Origin of the sequence: Streptomyces sp. RLB3-17 (assembly GCF_007113425.2) — a bacterium.
Taxonomy (GTDB): Bacteria; Actinomycetota; Actinomycetes; order Streptomycetales; family Streptomycetaceae; genus Streptomyces; species Streptomyces mirabilis_D.
This window is the reverse complement of sequence record NZ_CP041610.2, coordinates 11057670-11079110: the sequence shown is the minus strand read 5'-3', so window position 1 is coordinate 11079110 and position 21441 is coordinate 11057670. Positions and strand designations below refer to the sequence as shown.

Genomic DNA, 21441 nt, shown 5'->3' with positions numbered 1-21441 from the left:
GCCTGCGATCCGCCACAGCCGTCACCGCCCACAGCGGAGCTCGCGATCCGTCACGCCCCGCCGACCGTGAGCCGAGCGGATCGCCACGTCCCGAGGAACGATGGAATCATGAACACTTCACCCGAAATCACTCCAGAAGCCGCCGCGAGAGACACCGCGGAAGACACCTATGACGTGATCGTGCTCGGGGCCGGCCCGGTCGGCCAGAACGTCGCCGACCACGCCCGCGCGGCCGGGCTGACCGTCGCCGTCGTCGAGCGTGAACTGGTCGGCGGTGAGTGCTCGTACTGGGCCTGTGTACCCAGCAAGGCACTGCTGCGGCCGGTCATCGCCGTCTCGGACGCACGCAGGGTCGACGGTGCCCGCCAGGCGGTCACCGGACGGCTCGACACCGCCAGGGTCTTCGCCCGGCGCGATCACTACGTCACCGACTGGGACGATTCCGGGCAGGCCAACTGGGTCAAGTCCATCGGCGCCGATCTGTTCCGCGGACAGGGCCGGATCGACGGACCGCGCCGGGCGACCGTCACCGCCGCCGACGGCGGGCGCCGCACTCTCAACGCCCGCCACGCGGTCGCCATCGCCACCGGCAGCCGCCCTGTACTGCCCGACGTACCAGGCATCGAGGAAGCCCGCCCGTGGACCAACCGCGAGGGCACCGACTCCAGCCAGGTGCCGGGCCGGCTCGCCATCGTCGGCGGTGGAGGGGTGGGCGTGGAAATGGCCACCCTTTGGCAGGGCCTCGGCACCCAGGTCACCCTGCTGGCCCGCCGCCCGCTGCTGCCCCGGATGGAGAGCTTCGTCGGCGACGTGGTCACCCAAGGGCTCACCGAGGCGGGCGCGGACGTACGCATCGGCGTCTCGGTGACCGGGCTGAGCCGCCCCGACCCGGCGGGCCCGGTCACCCTGAGCCTCGACGACGGGAGCCGGCTGGAGGCCGACGAGGTCATGTTCGCCACCGGTCGGGCGCCGCGCACCGACGACATCGGCCTGGAGACCGTGGGCCTGGCTCCCGGATCCTGGCTCGATGTCGACGAGACCTGTCTGGTCCGTGGAATGGAGGGCACCTGGCTCTACGCCCTCGGTGACGTCAACCACCGCGCCCTGCTCACCCATCAGGGCAAGTACCAGGCGCGGACGGCGGGCGACGCGATCGGCGCCCGCGCCAAGGGGCTGCCGCTCGACAACGGGCCCTGGGGCGACCACGCCACCACCGCCGACCAGCACGCCGTGCCGCAGGTCTTCTTCTCCGACCCCGAGGCCGCTGCCGTGGGCCTGTCCGCCGAACAGGCCACCGGAGCCGGCCACCGCGTCTCCGTCGTCGACGTGGACTTCGCTCAGGCCCAGGGGGCGAACCTGTATGCCGACGGCTACCGGGGCCAAGCCCGCATGGTCGTCGACCTCGACCGTGAAGTCCTCCTCGGGGTCACCTTCGTCGGCCCCGGCGTCAGTGAACTGCTGCACTCCGCAACCGTCGCCGTCGCGGGCGAGATCCCCCTCAAGCGACTGCGGCACGCCGTCGCCTGCTTCCCCACCGTCAGCGAAGTCTGGCTGTTCATGCTCAAGGCCTACAAGGGCTAGCACGCACCGCCGACGGCCTGTCGGCGGTGCCGCGCACGACCACGAGCGTGTGCGCACGCTGCGCGAGCAGGAAGTCATCCGCGCATGCGATACCGGACCCCGCCCGTCTCCACGGGCGGGGTCCGCGTCACGAAAGTCTTTCGTAACTGAGGCATTTCCCCTCCTTGTCCCGCGTGTGAAGGACATGTCAGTCTCCCGATCCAGCAGGCAGGCCGCCTCGGCGGACCATCCGAAAGCCTTTCGTAATGCTTTCCGATCTGCCTGACGCACCCATGGCGTGCAGAGAGATGAGGCAGAACATGCGCGGATTCCGGAACATCAGAGCCCGACGCGTCGTCGCGTCCGCCGTCACCGTCGCGGCGGCCTTCGGCCTCGCCGCGTGCGGGACTTCGGGACCGTCCACGACGACGTCGGCGAAGGGCCTGACGATGTGGGCGCTGAACGACCAGACGATCCTCAAGGAGTCCGTCGACGCCTACAACAAGGACCACCCCGACGAGAAGATCACGCTGCAGCTGTACGCGAACGACGACTACAAGCAGAAGCTGCGGGTGGCCTTCGGCGCGAACCAGGCGCCTGACCTCTTCTTCAACTGGGGCGGCGGAGCGCTGGACGACTACGTCAAGGCGGGCAAGGTCGACGCGCTGACGGCTGCACAGGTGAAGACGGACCGGTTCACGCCGAGCGTGATGCAGAGCGCCACCTTCGACGGCAAGGTCTACGGCGTTCCCGCCAACGGCCTTGCCCCGGTCGTCCTCTACTACAACAAGAAGGTGCTCAAGAGCGCGGGCGTGGAACCGCCGAAGACGTACGACGAACTCATGACGGCCGTGGGGAAGCTGAAGGGCGACGGAGCGATTCCGATGTCCCTCGCGGCGAACTCCAAGTGGCCCACGCTGATGTACCTGGAGTACCTGCTCGACCGCACGGGCGGGTCCCGGGCGTTCTCGAAGATCGCTTCCGGTGACGCCACGGCGTGGACGGATCCGACGGTCACCAAGGCCAATCAGTACCTCCAGGACCTGGCCAAGGCCGGCGCGTTCGGGAACAACGCCTCCTCCGTGAACTACGACCAGGGCGCTTCCACGGCCCTGCTCTACACCGGCAAGGCGGGCATGGAGGTGATGGGCACCTGGGAGTACGCCAACCTCGTCAAGGCCGCACCGGACTTCGTCAAGAAGGACCTGGGCTATGTCGCCTTCCCGGCGCTGACCGGAGGCGCGGACAACGCGAAGAGCATCGTCGGCAACCCCTCGAACTTCCTGTCGCTGAACGCGTCGAGCGGGCACAAGTCCGCGGCCATCGCCTACCTGAAGAACTACGTCCTCGACGACTCCCAGATCGACGCCTACCTCGCGGCGGGCAGCGTGCCGCCGGTCAACGGCCTGGAGTCGAAGCTGGCGTCGACGAAGTCGTCCGACAAGGCGTGGCTGACGTTCGTCTACGACCTGGTGCAGAACGCCCCGAGCTTCCAGCTCTCCTGGGACCAGGCCCTGCCCTCGGACCAGGCCGACCCGCTGCTGACCAACGTCGACAAGTCGTTCCTGCGGCAGATCAAGCCCGAGCAGTTCGGCGCGAACATGAGCAAGGCGGGCTCGTAGTGGCCACCACGCTCCGCACCCCCCGTACGACCGGCCGTGGGGGGCGCCGCTTCAGTGGCGCTCTCATGGCGGCCCCCGCCCTGATCCTCTTCGGTCTGTTCGGTCTGGTCCCTCTCGTGGGCGTGGTGGCGCTCGGCTTCGCCCGCTGGGACGGCCTGGGCTCCATCGGCTGGGCCGGCGGCGCCAACTGGAGTTCCGTCCTGACGGACGGTGCCACCTGGCAGGCGCTGTGGCTCACTGTCAAGGTGATGGTGATCAGCTGGCTGGTCCAGACGCCGCTTGCTCTCGCCCTCGGTGTCTTCCAGGCGCCGCACGGGCGCCTGCGCTCCCTCTTCGCGGTGCTCTGGTTCCTGCCCCTGCTGCTGTCCGCCGTGGCGATCGGACTGACCTGGCAGGCCCTGCTCGACCCGTCGTTCGGCATCGGTGCCACGCCCGGACTGCACTGGCTGGCGCGGCCGTTGCTGGGCTCTCCGGACCTGGCGCTGTACACGGTGGTCTTCGTGATCGCCTGGCAGTTCGTGCCGTTCCACGCACTGCTCTACCAGGCCGGCATACGGCAGATCCCGACCGCGCTGTATGAGGCCGCCGCGATCGACGGCGCCGGTCCCGCGACCCGGTTCCTGCGCATCACGCTGCCGCAGTTGAAGTACACGATGGTCACGTCCAGCACGCTCATGCTGGTGGGCTCGCTGACGTACTTCGACCTGATCTTCGTGCTGTCCGGCGGCACCGGCGGTCCCGGCACCGCCACCCGCGTGCTGCCGCTGGCCATGTACATCACGGGTTTCCAGGCGCACGACATGGGTCGGGCCAGCGCGGTCGCCACTCTGCTGGTGGCGTTCGGCCTCGGTCTGTCGCTGCTGACCACCCGCATGTCCGGGTTCACCCGGATGGACAGCCAACAGGAGGGCCTGTGAGCACCACCCTGACACGGACGCGCGCGGGTGTCGGCAAGGACGACGGGGCGGACGCCGCCGGGCGTCCGGCGACGGCGCGGCGGGCCCCCTGGCCGTACCGGGCGGCGACGGCCCTGCGCCGTGTCGTCACCGGCGGCGCCGCGCTGCTGTGGACGGCGCTGGTCGTCGTGCCCGTCTACTGGCTCGTCGTGACCAGCCTGCGCAGCGGTACGGACTTCACCACCGCGAGTCCGCTGGCCCCGCCCGGACACCCCACCCTGGCGAACTACCGAACCGTCCTGGACGGCGACTTCGCGACCTATCTGCTCAACAGCGCCGTCGTCACCGTGGCGACGGTCGTGTTCACCGTCGTCGCGGCCCTGATGGCGGCGTTCGCGATCGTCCGCAACTCCGGCAGCCGCTGGTCGCGGGTGACGTTCCGGCTGTTCCTGCTGGGCCTGGCGATCCCGTTGCAGGCGGTCATCATCCCGGTGTACCTGCTGATCATCCGGATGCGGTTGTACGACAGCCTCGCGGCCATCGTGCTCCCGTCGGTGGCGTTCGCGCTGCCCATCACCGTGATGATCCTGGTGAGCTTCCTGCGGGACGTGCCCCGTTCCCTGTTCGAGGCGATGGTCGTCGACGGCGCGGGCGACTGGCGCATGCTGGTCTCGCTCGCGGCGCCGCTGGCCCGCCCGGCGCTGGTGACGGTCGCCGTGTACGACGGCCTCCAGGTCTGGAACGGCTTCCTCTTCCCGCTGATTCTCACCCAGAGCGGCGACAAGGCGGTGCTGCCGCTCGCCCTGACGCTCTATCGAGGGCAGTTCGGCATCGACGTTCCGGCGACCATGGCCGCGGTGGTGCTCTCCACGCTGCCCGTGTTCGTGGTGTTCGTGCTCGCGCGGCGCCAGCTCGTCGCCGGCCTCACCGCCGGATTCTCCAAGTAGCGGGCCCTCGCCCGCCTCCCCACCTTCGTCTCAGCAACGCGTCCCGCGACGGCGGCCGGGTTGGCATGCCCGGCCGCCGCGACGCGTTCCCCCATACCTCCCCGAGGAGTCGTGAATGACGACCACCATGCCGGACCACGGCGGCCTCCCGCACCCGGGAGACAGCGCCGGGCCCGATCGCCCCTGGACCGACCCCGCACTGCCGGTCGACGAGCGCGTCGAGGCCCTGCTCGCCCGGCTCACCCTGCCCGAGAAGGTCGCGCAACTGAGCAGCACCTGGGAGGACATCGAGGCCGACGGCCCCGAAGTCGCCCCGGGCAGCAACCACTTCGGCCGGGTCGGGGACCTCGACGAGACCGCCCGGCACGGCCTGGGCCAGCTCACCCGCCCCTACGGCACCCTCCCCCGGCCCGCGTCGGAACACGCCCGGCTGCTGGCCGGGCACCAGCGACAGGTCATGAGCCAGAGCCGGTTCGGCATCCCGGCCATGGCGCACGACGAGTGCCTGACCGGCTTCACCGCCTACGGCGCCACGATCTACCCGACCTCCCTGGGCATGGCGGCCACCTTCGACCCCGCCCTCATCCGCCGGGTCGGCGAGGCCATCGGCTCCGACATGGCCGAGGCCGGTGTCCACCAGGGTCTGGCCCCCGTCGTCGACGTGATCCGCGACTACCGCTGGGGCCGCTGCGAGGAGACCTTCGGTGAGGACCCGTATCTCGTCGGCGAGATGGCCGAGGCATATGTCCTGGGCGTGCAGAGCGCGGGGGTGGTCGCCACCCTCAAGCACTTCGCGGGGTACTCCGCCTCGATGGGCGGCCGCAACCATGCCCCCGCACGGCTCGGCCGCCGGGAGCTGTTCGACGTCATCCTGCCGCCCTTCGAACGGCTCGTCGCCGCGGGTGTGGGGTCGGTCATGAACTCGTACGCCGAGATCGACGGCGAGGCCCCCGCCGCGAGCGAGTGGCTGCTGACGTCCGTGCTCCGCGACCGGTGGGGCTTCGAGGGCACCGTCGTCTCCGACTACTGGTCGCTGCCGTTCCTGGTGAACGCGCACCGGGTGGCGGCCGACCTGCCCGCGGCCGGGGCGCTCGCCCTGCGGGCCGGGATGGATGTCGAACTGCCCGACCAACGCGGCTTCGGCGAGGCGCTGGTGAGCGCCGTGGAGAAGGGGCAGGTGGCCGAGAGCGCGGTCGACCGGGCGGTACGCCGGGTGCTGCGCCAGAAGATCGAGCTGGGGCTGCTCGACCCCGGCTGGGACCCGCGCCCACCCGCCCTGCGCGCCGGGGCGCTCGACCTCGACAAACCGGAGCACCGTCGGCTTGCCCACGCGGTCGCCCGGTCGAGCGCCGTGCTGCTGACGAACGACGGAACGCTGCCCCTCCCCCCGGCCGGCCGGATCGCTCTGATCGGCCCGTGCGCCGACGACGTCCGCACCATGTTCGGCTGCTACAGCTTCCCCAACCACGTCCTCGCCGACCGCGACGACCTCGGCAACGGGGTGGAGGCGGTGTCCCTGCGGACCGCGCTGACCGCCGAACTGCCGGGTGTGGAATGGCAGTTCGCCCAGGGCTGCCCGATCCGTGACGAGGACCGCAGCGGCATCCCGGCCGCCGTGGAGGCCTGCTCCACCGCCGACGTGACCGTCCTGGTCGTCGGGGACAAGGCCGGCATGTTCGGCGTCGGCACCTCCGGCGAAGGCTGCGACGTCGAGGATCTGCGACTGCCGGGCGTGCAGGAGGAGTTGGTGGAGGCGGTCCTCGCAACCAAGAGGCCGGTCGTCCTGGTGGTCAGCAGTGGACGTCCCTACGCCGTGGGCCGGTTCGCCGCCGACGCCGCCGCGATGGTGCAGGTCTTCCTGCCCGGCGAGGAGGGCGGCCGGTCGGTGGCCGAACTCCTCGCCGGCACGGGGAACTTCAGCGGGAAACTGCCGGTGCAACTCCCCATGTCCCCCGGCGGTCAGCCCCACACCTACCTCCACCCGCCGCTGGGCGACCGGCAGAGCTGGCTGTCCAACCTCGATCCGACCCCCGCGTTCCCCTTCGGGCACGGCCTTTCGTACACCACCTTCGAGATCGACGGGATGGCCGTCGACCGTGAACAGGTGCCCACGGACGGGGAGTTCACCGTCTCCGCGCAGGTACGGAACACGGGTGACCTGCCCGGCGCCGAGACGGTCCAGCTCTACGCCGTCGACCCGGTCGCCCAGGTCACCCGGCCGGTTCGCGCGCTGCTGGCCTTCGCCAAGGTCGACCTCGCCCCCGGCGAGAGCGCCACGGTCCGCTTCGCCGTGCACACCGACCGGCTGGCCTTCACCGGCCTGGCGGGGCACCGTGTCGTCGAGCCCGGCGAGATCCTGCTGTACGCGGGATCGTCGAGTCTGGACACCCCGGCGCGCGGCGCGGTCCGGCTCATCGGCGAGGAACGGGACGCGACGGTCGTACGACACCACACCGTGCGGGTGACCGTCGAGCGGGCGTAGCCGGGCAGTCACGGCAGCGGCGGCACCGGTCTTGCCCCTGGGCACACGGTCCCGTTAGCTTGCGGCGGAGGTTCTGACCAGGGATTCGATGCGTTTTCGGCGCATCGGTGTCGGCAATGGGGCGGGCATCGGGTGGCAGCTCAGGGCAAGGCTCAACTGGAGACGCAGTACGGGCTGCTGACGGGCATCGCCGCCGAGGCGGGGGTGTCTCTCAGCACCGTGTCCAAGGTCGTGCACCGGCGCCGTGACGTCGGTGCGGCGACCCGGGCCCGCGTGGAGGAGCTGCTGGCGCGCAACGGGTACGTCCGCCCGTGGGAGCCGGAGCCCGCCCGACCCCGGCAGATCATCGCGGTGTTCCGGGACATGTCCGGGCCCTACACACTGGAGGTCGCCCGCGGAATCGTGGACGCGGCCGGCGAACTCGGCATCAACGTGGTGACCGGGACGACGAGTCGGCGGCCCATCTCACGGTGGCTGGAGGAGTGCGTGGCGCTCGGTGCCGCCGGGCTGATCATCGTGATCTCGATGCTGGCCGAGGAGGACCAGCGTCGCATCGTCGAACAACGCCTCCCGGTGGTGCTGATCGACCCGCTCAGCGCGCCGTCCCTGGACATCCCGAGCATCGGGGTGACCAACTGGAACGGCGCCAGGGACGCGATGCAGCACCTCCTCGGGCTCGGGCACACCCGGATCGGCATGGTCGCGGGCCGCTCGCACTCCCTGGCCGGGGCGGCTCGCCTGCACGGCTACCGGGCGGCCCTGGAGGAAGCGGGGATCGGCTACGACCCGTCGATCGTCCGCTCCACCGACTTCGACTACGACGAGGCGCTGACCGCCAGCCTCCAGATCCTCCGCTCCGGCGAGCCGCCCACGGCCGTTTTCGCGGCCAGCGACGCGCAGGCCCTCGGCGTGCTGGAGGCCGCACGCCAGGAGGGGTTCGGCGTACCGGACGATCTGGCCGTCATGTCCTTCGACGACACCCTGGTCGCGGCCATGGCCTGTCCACCCCTGAGTGCGGTACGCCAGCCGTTCGAGGAGCTGGGGCACGAGGCGACTCGGGTCCTCATGCAACTCGCCGAGGGCCGACCGCCGGTGTCCCCGCGGATCGAGCTGGCGACCGAGCTGGTGCTGCGGACGTCGACGTCCGTTCCCCGGCACACGGACGGGTCCCGCTGACGGCCGTTCGGGCGGGGTGCGGCACGCACCCCGCCCGAACCGATTATCCCCGGCTCCACCTCTGGGTGGCGTTGCCGAGGGCCGTCCAGAGTGCCACGGGCGAGCCGTTGGCCGTCGCCCAGTTGGTCACGTCGATGGCGAGACCGTTGGAGCGGTTGACGACGGAACCGTCGAGCCGGAACCACCACTTCTGGCTGGACTTCCCGTTGCAGGCCCAGAGGATGAGCTTGGTACCCGCGGTGGTGCCGTCACCGTTCGCGGCGAGGCACTTGCCGGAGACGCGGAGTTCGCCGACCGCGGTCTGGGTGATGGTCTGGTTGGCGTTGCCCGAGCAGTCGTAGATCTGGACCTGGACGCCCGTCTGGCCGTTCGGGACGTCGAGGCAGCGGCCGGAGTTGGCGCCCTTCAGGGTGAAGGTCGCGTCCGTGGGCAGGGGGTCCTGAACCAGCTGCCAGTCCTGTGAGCCGTCGTCGGCCGACGCCGCCAGGGTGACGGAGCCCCCCGCGGTCGCTCCGCTCATGTACAGGCTGGTGTTCTTGACCGAGCGGAGCTTGTAGTACCCGCTGGTCGACGAGGAGACCAGGGTCCACTGCTTGTCGGTGGCGCCGTCGTCGACCCACTGGGCCAGCTTCTGCCCGGCCGTCGCGGTGCCGGTCCAGATGGCGACCGAGCGGCCGCCGGTCTTGTTGAGCAGGGTCACGTTGGCGCCCTTCGCCGTGAGGTGCCAGCGCTGCGCGTCGTCCGAGGTGTTCCGGGCCTTGAGGACGAGGTCGGGGACGTTTCCGGTGAGGTTCGCGTCCTGCGTCTTGCCGGTGTCGGGGCTGAGGACCTGGCCGGTCAGGCGGTTGACGAGGGTGTCGTAGGTCCCGTCGGACCGGCCGAGGTCGACCTCGGCGTAGCGCACGGGCCCGACGCTTCCGCCGCTCCAGGATGCCTGGAGGACGAGGACGCGTCCCGTGCCCGTCACGTACTGGAGATTGCGGCTGTATCCGGCGGCGATCGGTGTCTGGTACTCCTTCCAGGACCCGTTGCTGAGACCGGACTCGTTCACCCAGACGCTGCCGCTGCCCGACGCGTTGTAGACGATCCGTCCGTCCGGCATCGGGAGGAGCACCGGGCTGCCGCCCGTGGACAGCGCGTGTCCGCCGGTGGGCACGGGCAGGTTGGTGATCGGGGCGTCGGCGGCCGCGTAGAACTTCAGGGGATCGTCCGCGATCTTGTATCGGACGTTCGTTCCGCCGCCCCAGTACTCGTAGGTGAGGAGCCATTTGCCGTCGGTGGTCGGGGCGATCGTCGTCATGCCCGGACGGCCGCCGCCGATCTCCGTCTTGCCGTTGCCGCGGTCCACGGTGGAACCCGGGACGTCGACGACCGGTCCGCTCCAGGAGGTGCTGCCGCCGTCCCAGGTTCTGTGCACGAGGACCTGGCCACCCGAGTCCGGCGCGGTGTCGTTGTCCGGGTCGAGGACCGGCACGCCGGTGCCGGCGTCGTAGCCGAGGTAGTCGTTCTCGTCCGAGTAGTAGGCGACGAGTTGGCCGTTCCGGGCGACGAGGTGCGGCTCCCAGACCGGGTCGACCTGCGCGTGGGTGTTGGCGGTCGAGACGCGCCCGAGGCTTCCCGCGCTGCCGCCCTGCCAGCCGCCGGTGGCGATGATGTTGACGATGTTCCAGTTCGCGCCGTCGTCGGTGCTGGAGTACAGCGCGAGCGCCACGTCCTTTCGGTCGCCGTCACTGGACGGCGTCCAACTGGAATTGGCGGCCTTCTGCTCCTCGTAGTAAGAGTCGTCCCCTGAGACCACACTCGCGAGAAGCAGGGTGCCGGCGCTCAGGTTTCCGACGTTCTGCGGGAGCACATAGAGATACGGGTTCGTCCAATTGCTCGTGTACTTCGCGTACTTGGCGTCACTCGAGAGGTAGGCCGGTGCTTTGACATCGGCCAGCTTCTGCCACGTCGTCCCCTCGTCGTCGCTCTTGTAGACGGGCATCGTCTGGCCCACCGGGGCGGTCTGATCGTTCTCGAACGCCGCCACGATCCGGCCGCTCGGAAGCTGGGCCGACTTCGGGTACAGAACGCAGGGGTTCTTGTTGCACGCGGCGGGGTTGTCCGCCACATACAAGTTCGACGGGCTCGGCTGATATGCCGACGCGCTCACCGCGGAGGCTATGCCGAACGCCAGGCCGACGCCGACGGCTGTCGCCGACGCGAGAGCCTTCCGTACCAATTTATTCATCAATGCAATTCCCCTGGGAGGATCGGCACGAAGTCCCTGTCGAGAAACGCCGATTGACGGAGTGTGAGGCCGACAGCCCCAATTGCTCACGGCTGCACATTCCACTCAATGAGGCGTGAGCCGGATGGAGACAGTATTGGGACGCGACGCCGCTGTGTCACCGGCACGTTTCCGAAAGTATTTCGCGAACCGGCCGTCACCGGTTGTTGACGTGGCGGCAATCGAGGGCACATGTGCCGGCAGGGGGCCCGGCGCACCGCCGTTCAGCGCCCCGCGCTCTGGCCCCCGTCGACGTGCAGGATCTCTCCGGTGACGAACGAGGCGCTCTCGAGGTACAGGATCGCGTCGACCACGTCGTCGATCTCGCCCACCCGGCCGATCGGCTGCAACGCGGCGAGAGCCTCGTACTCCGCGGTCGCGTGCATCGGGGTACGGACGGTGCCGAGCGCGACGGTGTTGACCCGGATGCCGCGGGACGCGTACTCGATCGCCAGCGCCTTGGTGACCGCGTTCAGCCCACCTTTGGTCAGCGACGCGAGCGCTGCGGGCACCCTCGAGTCGGCGTGGTCGACCAGGGTGGTCGAGACGTTCACCAGGTGGCCCCCACCGGTCCCGGAGAGCATGGCGGCGACGGCGCTGCGGGAGACCTCGAAGAAGCCGCGCAAGTTCACCCCGGCCACGGCGTCGTAGTCCTCGTCGGTGTATTCGGTGAATGGCTTGGCGATGAAGATTCCGGCGTTGTTGATCAGCGTGTCGATCCGGCCGAACCGCCCGAGAGCCGCCTCGACGACGCGAGCGCCGACGCCCCGCTCGGTCACATCGGCCCGCACGGCCAGCGTCTCGGGGTCGCTGAAGTCACCGATGGAGCGGGAGATCGCCACGACCCCGTAGCCGAGCTCGCGGTAGGCGGTGACAAGGGCGGCGCCGATGCCCTGCGAAGCGCCGGTGATGAGGACGACCTTCTGCACGGAGTTCACGATGCGAGGAGCACCTCCTTCATCGCGCTGACTGTTCGCCTTCGGAGGACGGCGGGATGTACGTCAGCCTGCACCGGCTGCGCCGCACGCGCGCTCACGGAAAAGCAGACGAGTGATGCACCTGGCCCACTCGGGTGCCGTCGGCGTGTAGGACACGGCGTCCAGATCCTCGGTGTCCTGGTCCACGATGGACACCATCCCGTCCACGCCTCCGGTAGAACCCCGTACGGTCATGGCGCGTGCGAGTGACCATAAACCATGACCAATATCCCCAATAAGGGCATTCTCGGTATTCTAGTGTATAGCAGGTGATTTTCGGCGAATGGACTGTCGAAAACGCGAGTGAGGCGAAGCGTGGTTCTGACCGGCGGGAAACCGATGCCGACGGGGCACGCGACAGGCGGCACAGGGCCTGCCCGTTCCCGTGAGCGGTTTCTTCAGGGTGAGCCCGTCGAGGCGGGCGTGCGCACATCGATCCTGAGTTCGTGGCAGCGCAGCCGCTCCCTCGGCCTCTCGCCGGACCAGGCCGACCTGCCCTTCCGGGATGATTTCGACCGCGACGCCCGGATCGTCCGCGCGGCCGTCCCCGTGCTCGACCGGCTGCAGGCCAGGTTCGCCGGCAGCAAGATGAACATCTCCGTAGCCGATGCGAGCGGCACGGTCCTCCTGCGCCGTTTCGGAGAGGCGTCGCTGGCCAGGAGCCTTCCGGCGTTTCAGCGCGTTCCGGGATTCGTGTTCGCCGAACGGGTCGCGGGTACCAACGGAATCGGTCTCGCACTGGCGGAGCGGCAACTCATCCGGGTTCACGGTGCCGAGCACTTCGCCGAGCGCTCCCAGCGAAGCGCCTGCCGCGCGCTTCCCGTCCGCGATCCACTCAGCGGTCGTATCGAGGGCGTGCTGTGCTTCGGCTATCCGAGCAGCACCGAAGACCCGGAGTTGGCGATCACGCTACGCAAGGCGGCCCAGGCCATCGAGCGGCGGCTGCTGAGGCAGAGTTCCGCGCGTGAGCGCGCTCTGTTGCGGGCGTACCTGGACACCGGAGCCGCGACCTCCGCCGGCCTTCACCACACCGTCGGCGTGGACGAATTGGCCCTCGAACTGCATCCCCGCGACCGGGCGGTCCTCACGGAGAAGGCCGCCGAGCTGATCTCGCGCGGGCAGCGGGCCGCCGCCGTCGTGTCCCTGTTCGACGGTCGGCGGGTCACTCTCGTGAGCCGTCCGATGAGAAGTGGCTCAGGGGTGGAAGGCGTTGCCATCGAGGCCGTCCTGCCCGGCCCCGCACCGCGAGAGCCCCTCGCCGTCCCGACCCAGGTCGACGTAACCCCGGGCGGTTCCGGTCGGCTCGCCGTGGTCACCGCCGTCCCGCCGCCCCGGTTCGTTGCGGCCGCGGCGGCCCCCGGGCGTCTGCCCGTCGCCACGCTCGCCAGGCACCTTCCCGACATCGCCCACGGCCCGTTCGGCACCGTCGGCAGGGGTGGCGTGGCGGACGATCACCCCGACGCCCCGCCCCGGGCAAGAGGGCTCGTGATGGTGGGGGAACCGCGCGTAGGGACGTACGCCCTGGCCGCGCGCCGCCGCCTGGAGCTGCTGTCCGAGGCCAGCGCCCGCATAGGTACCACCCTGGACGTGCGCCGTACCGCCCAGGAACTCGCCGAGACGGCGGTCCCACGACTGGCCGACTTCGTCACCATCGACCTCCCTGAGGCCGTACTGCGCGGCGAGGAGTCCGCCGACCCCCGCACCGACCTGCACCGCACGGTGGTGCACGGGATCAGCGACGACCTTCCCTTCAGCCCGGTCGGCAAGCAGGTCGACTTCGGCCCGACCACTCCGCAGATACGCTGTCTGACCAGCGGGCAGGCAGTGCTGGAACCGGATCTGAAGGCCGCTGCGGGCTGGCTCGCCCAGGACCCCGAGCACACCGAACGGCTGCTCACCCAGGTCCACTCCCTCATCGCGGTCCCCCTGGTGGCCCGCGGCGTGATCCTGGGCATCGCCAGCTTCTACCGTGCGCAGGACCCGGCCCCCTTCGGTGACGACGACCGCTCGCTGGGCCTGGAACTCGCCAGCCGTGCCGCCCTGTCCATCGACAATGCCCGGCGCTACACGCGCGAACGCACCATGGTCCTGACCCTCCAGCGCAGCCTGCTGCCGCACGATCTGCCAGTCCAGGACGCCGTGGAGATCGCTCACCGCTATCTGCCCGCCGAATCCGACGTCGGCGGAGACTGGTACGACGTCATCCCGCTCTCCGGCACCCGTATCGGCCTCTTCGTCGGGGACGTCGTCGGCCACGGCATGCTCTCCGCCGCCACCATGGGCCAGCTGCGCACCGCCGCGCGCAGCTTCGCCGAACTCGACTTCCCCCCGGACGAAGTCCTCACCCACCTCGACAACCTCGTGGGACGCCTGGACCGGGAGGAACCCGCCGCCGGTGCCGGTGTCATCGGCGCGACCTGCCTGTACGCCGTCTACGATCCGACCTCGCAGCAGTGCACCATGGCCCGGGCCGGCCACCCTCCGCCCGCGCTGGTGCGGCCCGACGGCACGGTGTCGTTCCCCGACCTGCCGGCCGGGCCCCCTCTCGGCCTGGGTGGCCTGCCCTTCGAATCCGCCGAGATCCACCTCCCCGAGGGCAGCCGGCTGCTCCTCTACACGGACGGACTCATCGAGGACCGGCAACGCGACGTCGACGTGGTCCTCGACCAGCTGCGCGGCGCCCTGGCCCACCCCGAACAGACACCGGAGCAGACCTGTCAGACAGTCCTGGAAACAGTCGCGCCCGCCCACCCCTGCGACGACATCGCCCTGCTCGTCGCCCGCACCCACGCGATGGACCCTCGCCGGATCGCCGCCTGGGACCTGCCCGCCGATCCGGCCCGGGTCAGTGAAGTCCGTGCCTCCGCCCTGCGGCAACTGGCCGACTGGGGACTCGACGAGGCCGCGTTCGCCGCCGAGCTGATGCTTAGCGAGCTGGTGACCAACGCGATCCGCCATGGGGCCGGGCCCATCCGGGTACGGCTGTTGCACGGCCGCACCCTGATCTGCGAGGTTTCCGACGCCAGCAACACCGCCCCGCACCTGCGCCGGGCGGCCAGCACCGACGAGGGTGGCCGTGGCCTGTTCCTCGTGGCGCAGCTGGCACAGAGCTGGGGTACGCGCTATCTGCCCGAGGGCAAGGTCATCTGGGCCGAATGCGGGCTCGACGCCGCCTGAAGGACCACGTCCGCGGTCCAGCGGACGCGACCGTCGGACAAGGGAGAAGCGAGCGCGGGACACGCGGATCGCCCGGGCGGCCCACTGACCCGCTGGAGTCACCGCAGCGGGCAGGATGTCTGAAATACTCAGATTCGCCCCACTGATGACGACGATGAAGGTCGGGAAGAACTCGCCAGACGACCCCTCGGAGGTGTCCGTGCATGACGCTCCCGACACTTCCCCGAAGGACGTCCCGCCCTTGGGGGCGACGCCGCTGGTCCGCATCCGCGGGCTCGGCAAGCGGTTCGGCGGGACCCTCGCACTGGCCGGGGTCGATCTCGATGTCCACGCTGGCAGCGTCCTCGCCCTTCTGGGGCCCAACGGTGCCGGGAAGTCCACGCTCATCAAGGTGCTCGCCGGCGTCCATCAGGCCGATGCGGGAAAGATCACGGTGGACGGGCACCCGCTCGGAAGTCATGCCGCCTCAGCCAGCATGTCCTTCGTCCACCAGGACCTCGGTCTCGTGGAGTGGATGACGGTCGCCGAGAGCATCGCCCTGAGCATCGGGTATCCCCGCCGCGGCGGCCTGATTTCCTGGAGGCGGACCCGGGAGCGCTGCGCCGACGCCCTGAAAATCGTCGCCGGACATCTCGACCCCGACGCGCCGATCTCCCTGCTCTCCCCCGCCGAGCGCTCGCTGGTCGCCATCGCCCGTGGCTTGGCGGCACACGCGAAGCTCATCGTCCTGGACGAGCCCACCGCCCGACTCCCCGCCGCGGACTGCGCCCGGCTCTTCCGCGTGCTCCAGGCCCTGCGCGACCAGGGGCACGGCATTCTCTACGTCAGCCACCGGCTGGACGAGGTGTACAAGGTCGCCGACACCTTCGCCGTGCTGCGCGACGGCCACCTCGTCAGCCACGGCCCGCTGGCGGGCCGGGGCCCCGCCCGTCTGGTGCACGACATCGTCGGCGAGGAACTGGCCAGCCACCGGCCCGCCACGGTTCCGGCCGACGGACCGGCCGTCCTGACCCTCGACGGCGTTCGGACCGCCGGCGCGGGACCCGTCAGCCTGGACCTCGGGCCCGGGGAAGTCCTGGGCCTGGTCGGACTCTCGGGCGCCGGGCACATGGACCTGGGCCGAGCCCTCGCCGGCTCCCGGGCCGTCCTCGACGGCCGCGTCCTGCTCGGCGGTCAGCCGTACAGCCCGCGCACGGTCGCCGACGCCGTCCGCCTCAGGGTGGGCTTCGTGAGCGGCGACAGACAGCGGGAGGGCTGCGCCGCGGAGCTGACGGTGCGCGAGAACCTCCTGGCCAACCCCGCCGCGGGCGGCCTGTCGGCGCTGAGCTGGATCAGCCCCCGCCGCGAACGTGCCGAGGCGGCCGACTTGATCGAGCGGCTCTCGGTACGGCCCCACGACGGCGAGGCCCCCCTCGCCACCCTGTCCGGTGGGAACCAGCAAAAGGTCGTGATCGGCCGGTGGCTCCGGGTCGGCCTGCGCCTGCTGATCCTCGAGGAGCCGACCGCGAGCGTGGACATCGGCGCCAAGGCCGCGGTCTACCGCCTGCTCGACGACGGGCTGGCCGCCGGCCTCGCGGTCCTGCTGATCTCCACCGACTTCGAGGAGGTCGCGGGCGTGTGCCGACGCGCCCTGGTCTTCGTCCGCGGGTCCGTGACGGCCGAGCTAAGCGGTCCGGACCTCACCGTCGCCGGGCTCACCCGGGCGGCGTCGGCCATGCCCCTCTCCGGAACCGCGACCCACCCATGACGGACTCCTCCCCACCCCGACCGCGGCCGCAGCGACCGAGGCCGCTGCGCCACCTCGGCCGACCGGGCGGGCCACGGCGACCACACGGACCGGGCGCGCACCTCATCGGCAGGTACGGCCTCCTGGCGCTCACCGCCTTGCTCTTCCTGATCTTCTCCCTCGCCCTGCCGCGCACCTTCCCCACGCTGGACACCGTCGACGCGATCCTGTCCACCCAGTCGATCCCGGCCGTCCTCGCGCTCGCCGCCATGGTCCCCATCGTGACGGGCAGTTTCGACCTCTCCCTCGGCTACGGCCTCGGTCTGGCGCACGTGATGGTGATGCAACTCGTCGTCAACAACGGGTGGCCCTGGCCCCTCGCCTGCCTCGCGGTGATCCTGGGTGGGGCGGTCGTGGGCGTCCTCAACGGTGTCATCGTCGAGTTCGGCCGGATCAACTCCTTCATCGCCACGCTCGGGACCGGCAGCATGCTGTACGCCGTGACCGGCTGGGTCACCGACGGTGGTCGGATCGTCCCCGGCCCGCAGGGCCTCCCCATCGCCTTCACCGACCTCTACGACTCGATGTTCCTCGGCCTTCCCGTCCCCACCTACTACGTACTCGGTCTCGCCGTCGTGCTCTGGCTGGTGCTGGAACGGCTGCCGCTCGGCCGCTACTTGTACGTCATCGGTGCGAACCGGCGCGCCGCCGACCTCATCGGCATTCCGACACGCAGGTACTCCGTCTACGCCTTCACCGCGTCGGGACTGATCGTCGGCCTCGCCGGCGTCCTGCTCGCGGCCCAGCAGCAGATCGGCAACCCCAGCGTCGGCCTCGACTACCTGCTGCCCGCCTTCGCCGCCGCCCTCCTCGGCTCCACCGCGATCAGACCCGGCCGCCCCAACGCCATGGGAACCGTCGTCGCCGTCGCCGTCCTGGCCGTCGGCCTCACGGGCATCGGTCAGATGGGCGCGGGCTTCTGGACGATTCCGCTGTTCTACGGCGGCACCCTGCTCGTGGCCGTCGGTCTGTCCGGCTACTCCGCCCGCCGCCTTCGCACCGGCGCCGCGGCGGCCCGCGACTCGCCCGACGCGCCGCCTCCGCCACCCTCCTCCCCGACGCGGGGCGGTGGTGCGGCGGGCACCGCTCCATGACCCGCGCCACGGGTACCACCTGTGTGTTCCCGGCCGTATCATCCCGCCCCTTCCTCCGCGAGGAGCTCCCGTGCACGGCAACCGCAACGCCACTCCCGGCGTCATGAGGGCGCGGTCCGTCGCCACCGCAGTGGTCATCGCGGCAATGGTTCTCGCGGGCTGCGAACGCGGCTCGTCGCACGGACCTGGAGACTCCCCCACGGGCTCTGGCGGCTGCCCCGCGATCCAGGACCGTGCCAAGACCGGCGTCAGACAGGCGGAAAGGACCGACGTCCCCTGGGGCGGGCCGACCAGCGGCCCCACGGCAGTCCCCGGCAAGACCATCGTCTACGTCGCCCAGACCATGACCAATCCCGGCGTCGCGGGCGCCGCGAACGGGGTGCGGGAAGCCGCACGGGTCATCGGCTGGAACGTCAGGGTGATCGACGGCGGGGGCACACCCGTGGGCGTCCAGGCGGCGATGAGCGAAGCCTTGGCGCTCAGACCCTCGGGCATCGTCATCGGCGGCTTCGACCCCAACTCGACGTCGCAGCAGGTCTCCCAGGCCGACAAGGCAGGCATCCCGCTCATCGGCTGGCACGCGGTCGCCGCCCCCGGACCCAGCCGAAGGCCCCGGCTCTTCACCAACGTCACCACCCGGGTCGAGGCCGTGGCCGGAATCAGCGCCCAGTGGATCATCGCGCACTCGGACGGCCGCGCCGGGGTCGTGCTCATCACCGACGCCTCGATCCCCTTCGCCAGGAACAAGTCCGAGCTGATCAGGAGGGACCTTGCCAGCTGCTCGGGCGTGCGGCTCCTGTCGTACGAGAACATCCCGATCTCGGACGCGAGCAGCCGCATCCCCCGGGAGATCTCCTCTCTCCTCTCCCGCCTCGGGAGCACGTGGACCCACTCCGTCGCCATCAACGATCTGTACTTCGCCGACGCCGCCCCCGCCTTCCGTGCCGCCGGCAAGAACGGCGCCGGGCCGCCCTTCAACATTGGCGCGGGTGACGGTGACCCCTCCGCCTTCCAGCGCATCAACAGCGAGCAGTACCAGGCCGCCACCGTCCCCGAGCCGCTGTCCCTGCAGGGCTGGCAGATCGTCGACGAGTTCAACCGCGCCTTCTCCGGTCGGCCCGCCGGCGGATATGTGGCCCCCGTCCACATCACCACGGCCGACAACAGCCGCGGGGCCACGACCTGGGATCCGTCGGGCTATCGGGAGGCGTACCGGAAGATCTGGGGCAAGTAACCCCGCGTCCTCGTCACGGGGAACGTACCGCGCGGGCGATCAGCAGAGCGACGTCGTCGCGGTCGCGCGGATGTCGCAGACCCTCGAGAAGGCGGTCGCACGTCTCCTCCAAGGGGCAGTCGGCCACTTCCAGGGCGTGGACCAGGACGGCGAGGCGTTCGTCGATGGAGTCATGGCGGGTCTCGACCAGACCGTCCGTGTACAGGACCAGCTTGTCGCCCAGGCCGAATTCGACGGCGGTCACCTCGAACGGGACGCCGCCGACTCCGAGCGGGATACCGGCGGGCAGGTCGAGCAGCCGGGGGCGCTCGCCACTGCGCACGAGGACAGGAGGCAGGTGGCCGGCGTTGGCGATGCGGCACTCGCCGCGGTGGGGATCGTAGGCCGCGTAGAGGCAGGTGGCGATGTACTGCTCCAGACCGGATGTGATCGAGTCGAGCTGCTCGAGCACCCGGGCCGGCTCCAGGTCGAGGCTGGCGAAGGCGGCCGTGGCGGTGCGCAGGCGCCCCATGGCCGCGGCGGCGTCGATGCCGCTGCCCATGACGTCGCCCACGACGAGGGCCGTCTTGTCGCCGCCGAGCGGGAGGACGTCGTACCAGTCGCCGCCGATCTCGTAGGCGGCCTGTGCCGGGACGTAGCGGGAGGAGACCTGCAGGCCGGGAAGGCGGGACGGGTGGTCGGGGAGCAGGCTGCGCTGGAGGGTCTCGGCGGCGGTGCGCACGCTCTGATGCGTGCGGGCGTTGTCGATGCACACCGCGGCGCGGAACGCGAGCTCGGTGGCGATGGCGAGGTCGTCCTCGTCGAAGGGCCTTGGATCTCGGGCGCGGGAAAGCCCCAGGAAGCCCAGGACGGCGCCGCGTGCGGTCAGCGGGACGGCCATGTAGGAGTGCACCCCGGCCCGCGCCAGCAACGTGGCGGCGCGGTCGTCGCGGGCGATGCGACTCAGGTCGTTCCCATCGGCGTGTGCGATCAGGATGGGGCGGCCGGTGCGCACACATTGGGTGGCCACGCGATCGGCCTCGTAGGTGGTGATGTTGCCCGGCGGATCGGAGGCCAGCACGGCTTCGGTGGGGTAGGCGGCCTTCACGGCGAGGGCGCGGAAGAGCGCGGGGCCGTTGTCGGAGGCGGAGCGGTGCTCGTCGAGGACGGAGTCGAGCACGTCGACGGCGACCATGTCGGCGAAATCGGGAACGGTCACCTCGGCCAGCTCCCGGGCCGTCTCCTCGACCTCCAGGGTGGTGCCGATACGAGCGGAGCCATCGGCGATCAGGGCCAGGCGCCGCCGGGTCTCGGTGGCCTCCATGGCCGACCGGTACCGCTCGCTGACGTCCACCACGAGTTCGGCCACCCCGAGAACACGGCCCTGGGTGTCCTCCAGCCGGTACACCGAGATCGACCACGCGTGCCGTTGCTCCGGGTCGGCCGGGGTGAAGCCGACGACGGTGGACTCGTCGACCAGGGGGACCCCGCTCTCCAGGACCCTCCTCATCGCGACCTCGATCACCTCGAACTTGTCGGGGCTCATGATCTCGCGGTAGTGACGGCCGAGGTGCTCTTTCGCGGGGAGGCCGTGCATCCGCTCCAGCGCGGGGTTGACGGCCAGGTACCTGAGGTCGGTGTCGAGGATCGCCAGCCCGAAGGGGGACTGCGAGATCAACCGGGTGGACAGGGCGACATCCCGCTCCACCTCGCGAAGCGTGGGTGAGTCGGTGCCGAGCCCGAGGGCGTAGAAGTCGCCGCGGTCGTCCAGCAGCCGAGTGTTGCGCAGCTCCACCAGACGGGTGCTCCCGTCCTTGCACCGGATGGGAAACGTGCCGCCCCAGCCCCGGCCGGTCTCCATGACCTCGGCGAACTTCTTGATCACCCAGTCCCAGTCCTCCTCACGGACGAGCAGCAGTGCGGCGTACTGCCCGAGCGCCTCCTCCGCGGTGTAGCCGTACAGCTCCTCTGCCTGGGGACTCCACAGGACGATCCGTCCGTCCGCGTCCAGCAGTGTCGCCGCGACGCCGAGAAGGTCCATCAGCCCGCTCGGCTGCGACGGCTCGCTGTCCTGGCGGGGGCGAGCCCAGTCGATGCCCGACGGACGCCATTCGGCTTCGCTCATCACAGGCACTCCTTCCGCGGCCGGCGGCACGCGAGGCCATCCGCCGTCCTGGAGCGCGGCCTGCCCGTCTCCACAGGCGCGTCGCCTTCCATGGTCCCCCACGACCGCCGGACTACA

13 protein-coding genes are annotated in these 21441 nt (G+C 70.5%); 10 read left to right on the top strand and 3 right to left on the bottom strand.

The window, feature by feature from the left end; translation table 11 throughout:
• Positions 1–108: 108 nt before the first annotated feature.
• The 6 genes from FNV62_RS49870 to FNV62_RS49845 all read left to right on the top strand — a co-directional run bounded on the left by FNV62_RS49870 (position 109) and on the right by FNV62_RS49845 (position 8683).
• Positions 109–1581 carry a dihydrolipoyl dehydrogenase family protein gene (locus tag FNV62_RS49870; RefSeq protein ID WP_143630006.1) on the top strand — a complete coding sequence of 491 codons (1473 nt, stop codon included), beginning with the start codon at positions 109–111 and terminating at the stop codon, positions 1579–1581.
• 299 nt (positions 1582–1880) lie between these two features.
• Positions 1881–3182, top strand: a complete 1302-nt coding sequence (locus FNV62_RS49865; RefSeq protein WP_164331886.1) for an extracellular solute-binding protein — start codon at positions 1881–1883, stop codon at positions 3180–3182.
• 65 nt (positions 3183–3247) lie between these two features.
• On the top strand, positions 3248–4099 hold the full coding sequence (locus FNV62_RS49860; protein WP_143611694.1) for a carbohydrate ABC transporter permease: 852 nt from the start codon (positions 3248–3250) through the stop codon (positions 4097–4099).
• Positions 4096–5025, top strand: a complete 930-nt coding sequence (locus FNV62_RS49855; protein ID WP_225900680.1) for a carbohydrate ABC transporter permease — start codon at positions 4096–4098, stop codon at positions 5023–5025. The genes FNV62_RS49860 and FNV62_RS49855 overlap by 4 nt, the downstream gene beginning before the upstream one ends.
• 115 nt (positions 5026–5140) lie before the next feature.
• Positions 5141–7507 (top strand): glycoside hydrolase family 3 N-terminal domain-containing protein, encoded by a 2367-nt coding sequence (locus tag FNV62_RS49850; protein ID WP_143604577.1) that lies wholly within the window; start codon positions 5141–5143, stop codon positions 7505–7507.
• 132 nt (positions 7508–7639) lie between these two features.
• Positions 7640–8683 (top strand): LacI family DNA-binding transcriptional regulator, encoded by a 1044-nt coding sequence (locus FNV62_RS49845; RefSeq protein ID WP_097288250.1) that lies wholly within the window; start codon positions 7640–7642, stop codon positions 8681–8683.
• 43 nt (positions 8684–8726) lie between these two features.
• On the opposite strand, the gene FNV62_RS49840 is transcribed toward FNV62_RS49845, so the two are convergent.
• Together FNV62_RS49840 and FNV62_RS49835 are read right to left on the bottom strand one after the other, a co-directional pair.
• A complete protein-coding gene (locus FNV62_RS49840) occupies positions 8727–10913 on the bottom strand; it encodes an RICIN domain-containing protein (RefSeq protein WP_143630004.1) in 2187 nt (728 codons plus the stop codon).
• A 263-nt stretch (positions 10914–11176) separates the two neighbouring features.
• Positions 11177–11890, bottom strand: a complete 714-nt coding sequence (locus FNV62_RS49835; protein ID WP_143630001.1) for an SDR family NAD(P)-dependent oxidoreductase — start codon at positions 11888–11890, stop codon at positions 11177–11179.
• A 378-nt stretch (positions 11891–12268) separates the two neighbouring features.
• Between FNV62_RS49835 and FNV62_RS49830 the strand changes: the two genes are divergently transcribed.
• From FNV62_RS49830 to FNV62_RS49815, 4 genes are all read left to right on the top strand, one after another.
• A complete protein-coding gene (locus FNV62_RS49830; RefSeq protein WP_186003184.1) occupies positions 12269–15106 on the top strand; it encodes a SpoIIE family protein phosphatase in 2838 nt (945 codons plus the stop codon).
• 199 nt (positions 15107–15305) lie between these two features.
• Complete coding sequence (locus FNV62_RS49825; RefSeq protein WP_143605827.1) at positions 15306–16853, top strand: sugar ABC transporter ATP-binding protein; 1548 nt, start codon at positions 15306–15308, stop codon at positions 16851–16853.
• Positions 16850–17986, top strand: coding sequence for an ABC transporter permease (locus FNV62_RS49820; RefSeq protein WP_143604574.1), 1137 nt, complete (start codon positions 16850–16852; stop codon positions 17984–17986). The genes FNV62_RS49825 and FNV62_RS49820 overlap by 4 nt, the downstream gene beginning before the upstream one ends.
• A 70-nt stretch (positions 17987–18056) precedes the next feature.
• A complete protein-coding gene (locus tag FNV62_RS49815) occupies positions 18057–19220 on the top strand; it encodes a substrate-binding domain-containing protein (protein ID WP_225900679.1) in 1164 nt (387 codons plus the stop codon).
• A 13-nt stretch (positions 19221–19233) separates the two neighbouring features.
• Here the strand turns inward: FNV62_RS49815 and FNV62_RS49810 are convergent, their stop codons facing one another.
• On the bottom strand, positions 19234–21324 hold the full coding sequence (locus FNV62_RS49810) for a SpoIIE family protein phosphatase (RefSeq protein ID WP_097288245.1): 2091 nt from the start codon (positions 21322–21324) through the stop codon (positions 19234–19236).
• Positions 21325–21441 lie beyond the last annotated feature (117 nt).